Here is a 12,475-nt window from a genome sequence, read left to right on the forward strand (position 1 = left end):
CATGATACGAAACCTTGTGGCACTATTATTTATCGTTGCCGGGGCAGTACTGGTTCTGGCGAATTTTGACATTATCTACTTTGACGCTTCCGATGCATGGAATTTGCTGCTGCCATTAATTTTTATTGTATTTGGATTAAAGTGGTTTGCGGATGATATTAGAAAACGACGGGGAAGCTGGGTAGGCGGATCGTTTTTAGTCGTTTTTGGTGTATTATTACTACTTGGATATTTTGGCATCATCCATTTCAGCTTTTCCGATGTATTTAAATTATGGCCACTATTAATTATTTATATTGGTTTTAGCATTATTGGTAAATCTGGGCGCGGGTTCAACATTGTTTTCATGTCAGATGGTAAAAAAAGCAAGGAATTTACAAGCAAGAAAAAGAGAAATCGTTTTTCAATAGGTGATTATGAATATAAAAACCCCAATTGGAAAGTAGAGCCTATGGATTTATTTAATGCTGCGGGAAATTATTATATCGATTTCACAAAGGCATTCATTCCAGAAAAAGAAATTCCGATCACCATTAACAGCTGGGCAGGCGATGTTCAAATTCTGATGCCGGAAAATCTCGCATTTCGGATAGATGCATCCGTAAAAGCGGGAGAGATCAATATACTTGGCAGAACGGATGATGGTGTCAATCAGCACATGTATTATTCTTCAACGGATTATGAAAGTGCAGTAAGGAAATTAGATATAAGGCTGAAATTAAAAGCTGGCTCCATCCGTGTGGATAAGGTGTAAGGGGGAGAAAGAATGTTCAAACGTTTTAGCAGTATACGTTTCAGCTATATTCGTTCCCATTTAAATGGACTATTTTTAACAACTGTTACCTTGTTATCAATCCTATTAACTATCTATGTGTTAATAGAACCAGCATGGATAAACGTTACAAGCATTTTTGTGTTTTTACTATTATACATTGTGCTGGCTTTAATTTTATCATTTTACGTTGGATTTAAATCAAGTGGTGATATGAAGGAACGGCTAGACTATTTATCTGTTTTAATCACACAATTTGCAAACGGTAATTACAGCTCGCGTGTTTATTTTAATGAAGACGATGAGATTACCAGAATAGGCAACGAATTAAATGAGTTAGGTGAAAAATTGCAAAACCAGGTTAAATCGTTACAGAGGATGGCTGATGAAAAATCAGATTTCGCGAAATCAGCACATAAAGCAGCGGTTATTGAGGAAAGGCAGCGATTGGCACGTGACCTCCATGATGCCGTGAGTCAGCAGCTATTTGCACTGACCATGATGTCTGAAGCGGCAGTTAAGCAAATGGACAAGAAACCCGAACTGGCAAAAGAACAAATGCAAGAGGTGGCGATGGTCGCATTAAAAGCACAAACAGAAATGCGGGCACTTTTGCTGCATCTTCGCCCAGTACATTTATCTGGTGAACCATTAGCGGTCGGCATTCGGAATTTGATTGATGAATTAAAACAAAGAAGCTCTCTGGAATTCTTATTAACGGTTGATGATGATTTAAACCTCTCTGAAACAACAGAGGAGCATGTTTTTCGCATTATACAAGAGTCGTTATCTAATACATTACGTCACGCTAATGCAACTGAAGTTAAATTGCAGCTAGGACAGCGTACAAATGAATTGTTTTTACATATTAGTGATAATGGCAATGGATTTGCTATCGGCCAAGATGCAGACCGGAAAACATCGTATGGCTTAAAGACAATGAAGGAACGAAGCGAGGAATTAGGTGGAACATTTTCAGTTCGATCAAATGTAGGGGAAGGCACTTATATTGATATACGAATACCTAGTTAAAAAGGGGGAGAATGGATGATTAAGGTTGTAGTTGTCGATGATCATGAAATTGTTCGAAAAGGGATTATTGCCTATTTACGAACAGATGATGAATTGGAAGTGGTGGGGGAAGCTGGCAGTGGAAATGATGGCATGAAGCTTGTTATGGATAAAGTACCTGATGTTGTGCTAATGGATTTAATGATGGAAAACGGGACGGGAATTGATGCAACAGCTGAAATCATGCGTACATTGCCAGACTGCAAAATTATCATTCTAACAAGCTATTACGATGATGAACAGGTTTTCCCCGCGATTGAAGCTGGTGCATTCAGTTATATTTTGAAAACATCCTCAGCGGAAGAAATTACAGATGCAATTAAAAAAGCGGCATGTGGTGAAAATGTTATCGAGGCAAAGGTTGCTGGAAAAATGATGTCCAAATACAGAACGGCACAGAAAAAAGCACATGACGACTTAACGGATAGAGAACTTGAAGTGTTAATTTGTATTGGAAATGGAATGACGAATCAGGAAATAAGTGAAAAGCTGTACATTGGCATTAAAACGGTCAAAACACACGTTAGCAATATATTAAGTAAGCTTGAGGTGAATGATAGAACGCAGGCGGCTGTTTATGTGCATCGAAATAAATTAATTCAATAAATTGTAACAATTGATACATACTTGAGGATTCCGGGGATCTTCTTTTTTGTTTTTTTAATTACGCACTTGTATAATACCAATGTATATTAAATTTGAGGAGTTTACATATGAAAAATTCCAATTCGAGTGAGACAATTCTGCTGATCATATGGGCACAGGCATTAATAGCACTTCTTGGCAGCTTATTTTTCTCAGAAATTATGGGGTATATACCATGTGAATTATGCTGGTTCCAGCGTATTTTGATGTATCCATTAGTTATCATCTATGGTGCTGCAGCGATTAAAAAGGACCTATCAATTGCCTTGCCAGGATTAATTTTGAGTGGTATAGGCATGCTTGTTTCAGCATATCATTATTTAATTCAGAAATTACCAGCATTACACGAAACAGGCGGATCCTGTGGAATTATTCCTTGTAATACAGAATACGTGAATTATTTAGGCTTTATCACAATTCCGTTTCTAGCTGGTGTTGCGTTTATTGTAATTTTTGTACTGCATATTGTTTTACTGAAACAACAAAGGGGGAAATAATCGATGCAAAAGAAGCTATTTATCATCCTTGCTGTGATTGTCGTTCTGTTTATAGCATTGTATTTTGTTATGGATTATAAAAATGACAAAGCAGTCGAGGAAAGTAATAATCCATATGGTACAAATGATTTGGAGCAGTCGACAATTGATCAATTAGACGATCCATTGTATCAGAACATCATTTTACCAGATGAATTAGAAAAGAAATTAGATGATAATGAGGATGTTGTTGTATATTTCTTCAGTCCGGAATGTATACACTGTCAAAATACAACACCTTACTTGGTACCAATAGCAGATGAATTAGATGTTGACATGAAAAAGTTTAATTTGCTGGAGTTTGAAAAAGGCTGGAGAACGTATGGTATTGAAGCAACGCCAACACTTGTATATTATGAAGATGGTGAGGAAGTGGACCGAATTACTGGATCACAACCTGAAGATATGTTTAGGGCGTTTTTTAATGAATATGTTGTAGAAGGTAAATAAGATGATAAAGCTAGCTGCCTTAGGGTAGCTAGCTTTTTGTAGCAAAATCTGCAATCGCCCTTTAATCTTGATCAATCATTGTATAGGTTGTCACAAATGGTTTATCTGCAAAAAATGCTGGTGGCTTTGTTGGGCCATGCTGATGCTGTTTCTGAAATGTATCGGAGTTTTTCCAGCTTTCAAAATCCGTCTCTGAAGCCCATTGCGTAAACACTACATATGTATTTCCTTTTTTAGGTTTTAATAGACGAAATGCCTGAAAGCCTGGCATCTTATCAATTTCTCCTGCTCGCTGCTTAAAGCGGTCCTCAAAAGCCGCAGTTCCATCGTCCGTTACCGCAATATTGTTCATCACAACATATCCACTAGTTTTTATACTCCCGCTTTCCTGTAAAACAAGATACTCTCTTCCGGCAGTGAAAATGTTTTTTTTATAATTTTCATAATAGGCTAATGCACTGCCGCCACCAGCCATATAATAAAAGGCGATTTGCGGATATTTATCTTGCAGTTTGGACAAAAATTCATACGTTCCATTAGTCATGTATGCCTTCACAATCATCTCTCCCTCAGAAAAATGTTTATCGTTATTTATACCCTCTTTACATTTTATTAATCTTTATGTTTTTATAATTATTATTAATTAATATTGAGTATTATTCTTTCAGATTGTTGAAATTTGTCGTATACTATACGGTGTGATTGGAAAAATCAATCATGTATTTGAGGTGAAATATGGACAAAAAGAAAAACAAATTTGAACAACTGAAATCAATTCCATCTAAGGTTAAATGGTATTTACTGGCTGCTGCTTTTATAATATTTTTCGGATTGATTGGTTATTTCATTATAGTATTCGGTGGGAATTTGATCGTTAATGAGGAAGATTTAATCCTTGATGCAAAAACAACAATTGAAACATTGGACGGCGAAGTCATTGCTTCATTATATCATGAAAATAGAACCCCTATCGATATTAATGATATTCCCGAGCATGTAAAAAATGCATTCGTTGCAATTGAAGATAGGCGTTATTATGATCATGCTGGTGTAGATTTCAAGTCGGTAACGCGTGCAGTATTTAAAGATATTGTTGCAATGAAAAAGGTTGAGGGTGCCAGTACAATCACGCAGCAGGTGGCTAAAAATCTTTTTCTTCATAATGATAAAACCTGGATGCGCAAGACGAAAGAAGTAATGGCCGCAATTTACCTTGAACGTGAATTTTCCAAAGATAAGATTTTAGGGTTATACGTGAATGGGATCTATTTTGGAAAGGGTGTATATGGAATTGAAGCGGCGTCTCAGTTATTTTTTTCAAAGTCGGCTAAAAACTTATCCTTATCGGAAGGTGCAATGTTAGCGGGACTTGCTCAAGCTCCAAATGGATATTCACCAATCCATCATCCGGACAGAGCCTTGACAAGAAGAAATACGGTATTGAAGGCAATGGATGCTGCTGGAATGATTTCAACTGAAAAACGTGTAAAGGAACAGGGTAAAACGCTAGGGTTGCACGTTAAGGAAAAAACACCCAATCCCTGGGCAGATAGCTATATTGATCTTGTCATGAAAGAAGCAGCAAGCGTTCATCAATTGTCGATTGATGAATTAAAACGCGGCGGCTATCGAATTGTGGTAAATATGAATGATATTGCCCAACAAATTGCCTATGAAAAGTTCAAAAACGAGGACTATTTCCCAGGAAATACGACAGGAGTAGAGGGTGCTTTTGTCATGATGGACCAGAAAAATGGTTCGATTATTGCGGCTATTGGAGGTCGGGATTACAGTTTAGGTGACTTAAATCGTGTAACGGTAAAACGTCAGCCTGGCTCTGCCATGAAGCCAATAGCGGTATATGGTCCCGCGATGATGAAGGACAACTATCAGCCCTATACAATTTTACCAGATCAAAAAATGGATATTAATGGGTATACTGCGACAAATGTTGACAATGACTATGCAGGAGCCGTTTCCATATATGACGCTTTAGTAAAGTCGAAAAATGCGCCATCGGTTTGGCTGCTTGACGAAATTGGAATACCCTATGCAAAGGAATATTTAAACAGAATGAATATTACAATTCCGGATAATGGTCTGGCTATTGCGCTAGGTGGTTTGTCAAAAGGTTTAACCCCTTTAAAGATGATGGAGAGTTATCGTGTGTTTGCACATTCTGGAAAAGCGGTAAATTCCCATACAATTAACCGTATATATGATCAGGACGGTGAAATAATGTTTCAAAATGAAATTTCTGAAACAAATGTATTCTCCCCGCAGGTTGCCTGGAATATGACGGAAATTTTGCAAGCAAATGTTGATTATGGGACAGCAGAAAGCGGCGAATATGAAAAAGCGTTGGCTGGGAAAACTGGTTCTACCCAGCACCCTTTTGTAGATGGACAGTATAAGGATGCATGGTTTGTAGGGTATACACCAGAATTTGTTAGTGCATTATGGATGGGATATGACAGATCGGACAAAAATCATTACTTAACAGCTGGGAGTAAATATCCAACAATGCTCACAAAAGCTATCTTAACCGAATTGGACAAACGAAAATCGCTTGCATCGGCTTTTACTAAACCAGAGAATGTTGACGCCTTGGCAAAACCGATTAAATTGCCGGAACAGACTGAACTATCTGCAAGCTATACATTTGGGGGTATTTCCTTAGTGAAGGGGAAGCTGACCTGGTCCGGTTCCGCTGATGATCGTGTCGTTTATCATGTATACCGGGAGAAAGAAGGAATCGATAAACGGATTGGTGAGGTAGAGAGTGATAATGAATTTATTGTCGATGATATTTCAATATTTCAGACAGAGGATTATTATGTTGTGCCATATAATCCTTTAACGAAAATCGAAGGAAAACGCTCAAATTCAGTAGAGTTATCCTTTTAAAATAAGACAAATTCATGACAATCAAAGGGGTTTGCTATACAGTAAGGAAGGAAATCGCTATAGTAAATGTAGAGTAGGTAAAAAGGGTGAAAAAAATGTCGAAACAGATAAATGATACGATTATTAGAGCGTATTACGGTGAAAAAACGGATTATACGCCCGCATGGTTCATGAGGCAGGCGGGCAGGTCACAGAAGGAATATCGGGAACTAAAGAAAAAGTATTCCTTATTTGAAATAACACACCATCCAGAACTATGTGCATATGTTACACGTTTGCCTGTAGAACATTATGGTGTCGATGCGGCAATTTTGTATAAAGATATCATGTCACCACTTCCAGCAATTGGAATTGATGTAGAGATCAAGAAAAATATTGGTCCGGTTATTCACAACCCGATCAGAAATTTTCAGGATGTAGAGAAGCTGGGCAAAATCAACCCGGAAGCGGATGTACCATATGTATTGGATACGATCAGACTATTGACAGAGGAACAATTAAGTGTTCCTTTAATTGGATTTAGTGGGGCGCCATTTACATTAGCAAGTTATATGATTGAAGGTGGACCTTCAAAAAATTACAACAAAACGAAGGCTTTCATGTACAAGGAATCTGAACTTTGGTTTGCATTAATGGACAAACTTGCTGACATGGTTATCACTTATGTGAAAGCGCAAATTAAAGCTGGCGCTAAAGCTATCCAAATTTTTGATTCATGGGTAGGGGCTCTTAATGCTGCGGATTATCGGACATACCTTAAGCCTGTCATGAATCGCATTTTCCAGGAACTAAAAGAGGAGAATGTACCATTAATTTTATTTGGGATAGGTGCAAGACATTTATTGCTTGAATGGAATGACCTGCCAGTCGATGTAATTGGCTTGGATTGGCGGACATCCATTACAGAAGCAAGACAAATGGGTGTTACGAAAGTATTGCAGGGAAATCTGGATCCGGCAATTTTATTATCTAATTGGGAAACAATCGAAAAACGTACAAAAGGTATTTTGGATGAAGGTATGCAGGAAAATGGCTATGTGTTCAATTTGGGACATGGTGTGACGCCCGATATCACACCAGCAACACTTAAGAAATTAACGGAGCTTATTCATAATTATTCACAGAAATAAGAGGTGCTGAAAATGGAACGAAAAAAAATGGGATTACTCGTAATGGCATACGGAACGCCTTACAAAGAGGAAGACATTGAACGATATTATACGCATATACGTCATGGCAGAAAACCAACCGATGAAATGCTTCAAGATTTAAAGGATAGATATAAAGCTATTGGCGGAATCTCCCCATTGGCAAAAATCACAGAAGATCAAGCAAAAGCACTGGAAACCAATTTGAACAATATGCAGCAGGATTATGAATTTAAAGTCTACATTGGTTTGAAACATATCGAACCTTTCATTGAAGATGCCGTTGAACAAATGGCGAACGATGGAATTGAAGAAGCTGTTTCCATTGTATTAGCCCCGCATTATTCAACATTCAGTGTGAAATCATACAACACACGAGCGCAGGAGGAATCCGCTAAGCATGGCAGACCAAACATTATTTCAGTGGAAAGCTGGTATGATGAGCCGGGATTTATCGACTTTTGGGCAGAGCAAATTAACATTGTTTACAACAAAATGTCCGAGGCTGAAAAAGAAAAAGCTGTGTTAGTTGTATCTGCTCACAGCCTGCCAGAGAAAATTTTGCAAAATGGCGATCCATATCCAGATCAATTAAAAGAAACTGCCAAACTAATTTCTGAGAAAACAGGAATTACAAATTATGAAATCGGCTGGCAGAGTGAAGGAAACACACCTGATCCATGGCTTGGACCAGATGTACAGGATTTAACACGCGAACTATATCAACAAAAGGGATATCGTTCGTTCGTATATGCACCTGTCGGATTTATTGCTCATCATCTCGAAGTTTTATATGACAATGATTACGAATGTAAAGTTGTTTGTGATGAATTGGGAGCTAACTATTATCGCCCGGAAATGCCAAACGTGAATCCAAGGTTTATTCATACATTAGCTGAAGTAGTTTTGAAAAAAGTTAGAAGTGAAGCGTAATGAATGAGAAAAAACAAATTGTGATAGTAGGTGGCGGTATTACTGGTTTAACCGCTGCTTATTATTTACAGAAAGAAATTAAAGCGCATCAGCTTCCATATAATGTGAAACTGGTGGAGGCAAGTGAACGGTTAGGTGGTAAAATCAAAACGTTTAAAAAGGATGGTTTTACAATCGAAAGAGGACCAGATTCATTTTTGTCACGGAAGCGGCCTGCGGTTAAGCTTGCGGAAGAACTAGGCATGACCGGGGAACTTGTAAGAAATGGTACTGGCCAGTCATATATTATGGTACAAGGCAAGCTTCATAAAATGCCAAGTGGCTCTTTTATGGGGATTCCTACACAAGTTCGCCCATTTCTTTTTTCCGGAATTTTTTCCGGGAAAGGAAAACTGCGTGCAGGGTTAGATTTTGTACTTCCTAAAGGAAAGGAACAAACAGATCAATCATTGGGGCAGTTTTTCAGGCGCAGGTTTGGGAATGAGTTAGTTGAAAACCTAATTGAACCTTTATTGTCGGGGATTTATGCTGGTGATATTGATGATATGAGTCTGATGGCAACATTCCCTAACTTTTATCAATTAGAACAAGAGCATCGCAGTCTTGTTAAAGGCTTGCAAAATACAATGCCTAAACCTAAAAAATCCAAAGGTAAAAAGCCAGGCATGTTTTTCTCATTTAAGGATGGACTTGAATCGATGGTCGACCGGCTAGCTGATGAATTGGAGGAACACACCATTACATTAAACGCCGCAGTCGATCATGTGGAGAAGAAGGAACACGGCTATCATTTGCTGCTTAGTAATGGTGAAGTCAAAAAAGCTGACACAGTCATTATGGCAACACCACATTACACGCTGCCGAAAATGTTCAGCCAGTATGATTTCTTTAAGCGTTTTAAAGATATACCAGCTACTTCAGTTGCAAATGTTGCCTTAGCATTTGATAAATCAGCCATCGATCAGGATATTGACGGGACTGGGTATGTTGTATCAAGAAATAGTGATTTTCGGATTACGGCTTGCACGTGGACACATAAGAAGTGGCCGAATTCAACACCAGATGGAAAAGTGCTGCTGCGTTGTTATGTGGGGCGTCCATCTGACCAGGAAGTAGTTGATCTATCGGACCAGGAAATTATCGATATCGTTTTAAACGATTTAAATAAAACAATGAATATTAATGGAGAACCAGAGTTCAGTGTCATTACACGCTGGAAAAATGCGATGCCGCAATATACGGTTGGTCATAAAGAACGAATTGGCGAAGTCCGTAATATGGTGAATGAACAGCTCCCGGGTGTATTTTTAACTGGAAGCTCTTATGAAGGTATTGGTGTTCCGGACTGTATTGAACAGGGTGAGAAGGCAGTTGCGGACGTATTGACATTCCTGCAAGGCTGAAATAGGGGCTATAGCACTATTTAGTGTTATGGCTTTTTATTTAGTTTAGTACAAGTGATGATTTCTGTTCGTGTTCATGGGAATAGCTGAAGCGTATCCGTATCTGCCAGCACGCGGTTTTGGCAGCTGGTCGCACAATTCTTTTAAGGACTTCGCAATTCTAACCATTATACACACGACCCTAACAGTAAAAGAGGCTGTTCCTTATGGAATAGCCTCTTTTACCTATCAGTCGTAGCTTTTTTCCAATTCATCCACAAGTCTGCCAACATATGCAACAGCCGTTTTTATCGCATCAGGTTTTGACATGTCAACACCTGCTTGTTTGATTAGGTCAAGCGGTTTCATTGTACCGCCTGCTTTTAATACGGAAAGCCATCGGTCAACTGCTGTTTTTCCCTCTTCCTGAATTTTTTGTGCGACAGCGGTAGAGACCGTCAATCCAGCAGAGTAAGTGTATGGATAGAGTCCCATGTAGTAATGTGGTTGACGCATCCAGGTAAGTCCAGCACCTTCATCGAATACAACAGTGTCGCCCCAGAAGTTTTCTAAGGCTTCTCGTTTTTGTTCACTTAATACATTTGCTGTTAGCGGTGTACCTGCTTCAGCCAGTTCATAGACCCTTCGCTGAAACTCACCTTCTAATAAATGAGTTACGAAATTGTGATAGTACGTTCCTAATAATTGGCTGATTACCCAGCGTTTCATCCGTTTGTTATCTGTTTTTTCTATTAAGTGATTGGCTAACAGTAATTCGTTTAATGTTGATGGCGCTTCAACAAAATAAGTTGATGGACGTGTATTAACGAGTGATTGATTTTTGCCGGCAAGATAAAAATGTCCAGCGTGGCCTAACTCGTGTGCTAATACGAATGCGCCTCTCATTGTATCTGTCCATGTAATAAGAATGTATGGATGGACCCCGTAAGGACTAGAACAAAATGCACCTGTTGATTTTCCAACATTATCTGCCAGATCAACCCAGCGTTCTGTTACACCCTTTTTCATAATTTCGGTATATTCCGGCCCCATAACTTGCAGTACATCTAAAATGGTTGACGATGCGTCCTCATAAGTTGTTTTCGGATTGAATTCCGGATCCATTGGTGCTTTTAAATCACAAAAGCGTAATTCGTCCAAGCCAAGATCCTTTTATTTCAGCTTAGCAAATTTCCTCATATGAGGGGCAAGCTCCTTCTGGATAATATTTAGTTGATTGTGATACATTTCTGTCGTGACTTGCTGTGATTGCAGGAGCATGTCTGTAACGGAATCATAGGAACGCAAACGAGATATCGTAACCTGTTTAGTAACTTCTGTTGCATAAGCTGCAGCATACGTGTTTTTATAATGATCAAGCGTACTGATGAATGAATCATATGCTTTTCTGCGAAGGTCAGTATTGGCAGTGATTTCAAAGCGATCCTCGTAAAGTGCGGCAGACATCGGATGTTCATTGCCTTCTTCATCTTGAATCGAAGGAAAATCCATATCGGATGATTTGCTGCGCTGATAAATCATGTACGGTGCATCATGAACCTCACTTAAAGCTGCCAATGTTTCTTCAATTTCGGGTGACAGCGTATACGGTTTTTTCTCCAATACGTCTTCAAGCATCTTCTGATAGGTTTGCAAGCTCGGTTTTTCTTGTGAAAATTGCTGGATTGTTTCATTTGATAATGTTAATAATTCCGATTCAACAAAAGAAAGCTTCGCCCCGATATTGGCTAATGCTGCAGAGACTTTTGCGGAATCTCCTTGATTTTTTGGATCTGCTCCATCAGCACTCGCTTTTAAACTTGCATATGTAGCCGCTTTAATTAACCTTTTTTCATAGTTTTCCAGCTTAACCAAACAATTTAGCAGTGTATCGGCATCTGTACCTAATTTGCCTTTGTAGTCTGTAATCTGATCAACATCGGCTTGTACAGCAGCCAATTCATCCTCCCATTCCTGGTCAGAAGTAAATAAATCATTTAAATTCCACGTTTGTTCTTCTGGCACCTCCGAACGGTTCCATCGTTTTGCCTGTGTAATTGCAGTCATTATGTTACCCCTTTCAAAAAATATTTCGAAACTCTAAGTAATAGTATAATATAAAAGTAGGTGGAATGGTATGATTTTTCAGACAGAAGTATAAAAAATAAGAGGCTGGGACAAAAGTGTTTTAACCAAAATAAAATCCGAACATAGTTGGTGCATACATACCGCTGCGGAAATACACTACGCTTTCCGCGGGCTGCCCTGAGCCTACTCTCAGCTAGGCTTTTCATCCCGCAGGAGTCTCCGTGTATTTCCTTCTGTAGTATGGTGAAATGTTCGGCTTTGGATTAAACAATTTAGTTATGTCCCAGCTTCTTGAAAAATGTTATAGTACAGTACTAATACTTATTTTGGGTTATACTAAATATTACCGTGCAGGATGATCACATTCGTCACATAAATTACCATAGCAATCTGCTTTTTCGTTCATGTCTTGACCACATTGATGACATTTCTTTTTTGGCAAATTCTTAAAAAACTCAACAACGCTAATCATGTGTAACATCCTCCTTTGTTATAGTAACTGTATTGTATTATAACAGTATGCAGGGTGTCAATAGTGTGTTA

General features: G+C 38.6%; 12 protein-coding genes and 1 pseudogene. 10 read left to right on the forward strand and 3 right to left on the reverse strand.

Annotated features, from left to right (window positions below; translation table 11 throughout):
* Position 1 precedes the first annotated feature (1 nt).
* From liaF to IEV74_RS09945, 5 genes are all read left to right on the forward strand, one after another.
* On the forward strand, positions 2–754 hold the full coding sequence (gene liaF, locus IEV74_RS09925; protein ID WP_188455231.1) for a cell wall-active antibiotics response protein LiaF: 753 nt from the start codon (positions 2–4) through the stop codon (positions 752–754).
* Between the two features lie 12 nt (positions 755–766).
* Entirely contained in the window at positions 767–1,804 is a 1,038-nt protein-coding gene (locus tag IEV74_RS09930; RefSeq protein ID WP_188455232.1) for a sensor histidine kinase, read from the forward strand.
* A gap of 15 nt (positions 1,805–1,819) precedes the next feature.
* Positions 1,820–2,449, forward strand: coding sequence for a response regulator transcription factor (locus IEV74_RS09935; protein WP_188455233.1), 630 nt, complete (start codon positions 1,820–1,822; stop codon positions 2,447–2,449).
* A 107-nt stretch (positions 2,450–2,556) separates the two neighbouring features.
* Entirely contained in the window at positions 2,557–2,985 is a 429-nt protein-coding gene (locus IEV74_RS09940; RefSeq protein ID WP_188455234.1) for a disulfide oxidoreductase, read from the forward strand.
* A gap of 3 nt (positions 2,986–2,988) precedes the next feature.
* Positions 2,989–3,474 carry a thioredoxin family protein gene (locus IEV74_RS09945; RefSeq protein ID WP_188455235.1) on the forward strand — a complete coding sequence of 162 codons (486 nt, stop codon included), beginning with the start codon at positions 2,989–2,991 and terminating at the stop codon, positions 3,472–3,474.
* A gap of 61 nt (positions 3,475–3,535) precedes the next feature.
* Here the strand turns inward: IEV74_RS09945 and IEV74_RS09950 are convergent, their stop codons facing one another.
* A complete protein-coding gene (locus IEV74_RS09950; protein ID WP_229683120.1) occupies positions 3,536–4,036 on the reverse strand; it encodes an antibiotic biosynthesis monooxygenase family protein in 501 nt (166 codons plus the stop codon).
* Between the two features lie 173 nt (positions 4,037–4,209).
* Here IEV74_RS09950 and IEV74_RS09955 point away from each other — a divergent pair, with 173 nt between their 5' ends.
* From IEV74_RS09955 to IEV74_RS09975, 5 genes are all read left to right on the forward strand, one after another.
* Positions 4,210–6,381, forward strand: a complete 2,172-nt coding sequence (locus IEV74_RS09955; protein WP_188455237.1) for a transglycosylase domain-containing protein — start codon at positions 4,210–4,212, stop codon at positions 6,379–6,381.
* Between the two features lie 95 nt (positions 6,382–6,476).
* Entirely contained in the window at positions 6,477–7,511 is a 1,035-nt protein-coding gene (gene hemE / locus IEV74_RS09960; RefSeq protein ID WP_188455238.1) for a uroporphyrinogen decarboxylase, read from the forward strand.
* Between the two features lie 12 nt (positions 7,512–7,523).
* Complete coding sequence (gene hemH / locus IEV74_RS09965; RefSeq protein ID WP_188455239.1) at positions 7,524–8,462, forward strand: ferrochelatase; 939 nt, start codon at positions 7,524–7,526, stop codon at positions 8,460–8,462.
* The gene (hemY, locus tag IEV74_RS09970; RefSeq protein WP_188455240.1) at positions 8,462–9,865 is read left to right on the forward strand and encodes a protoporphyrinogen oxidase; all 1,404 of its coding nucleotides are present in this window, start codon (positions 8,462–8,464) and stop codon (positions 9,863–9,865) included. The genes hemH and hemY overlap by 1 nt, the downstream gene beginning before the upstream one ends.
* Positions 9,866–9,941: 76 nt before the next feature.
* On the forward strand, positions 9,942–10,103 hold the full coding sequence (locus IEV74_RS09975) for a hypothetical protein (protein WP_188455241.1): 162 nt from the start codon (positions 9,942–9,944) through the stop codon (positions 10,101–10,103).
* Here the strand turns inward: IEV74_RS09975 and pepF are convergent.
* Positions 10,094–11,911 (reverse strand): annotated as a pseudogene (gene pepF, locus IEV74_RS09980) (oligoendopeptidase F). The gene IEV74_RS09975 and the pseudogene pepF overlap by 10 nt on opposite strands.
* Positions 11,912–12,275: 364 nt before the next feature.
* A complete protein-coding gene (gene yhfH, locus IEV74_RS09985; RefSeq protein ID WP_188455242.1) occupies positions 12,276–12,404 on the reverse strand; it encodes a protein YhfH in 129 nt (42 codons plus the stop codon).
* Positions 12,405–12,475: the final 71 nt, after the last annotated feature.

The organism is Virgibacillus oceani (genome assembly GCF_014638995.1).
GTDB lineage: Bacteria > Bacillota > Bacilli > Bacillales > Amphibacillaceae > Virgibacillus_E > Virgibacillus_E oceani.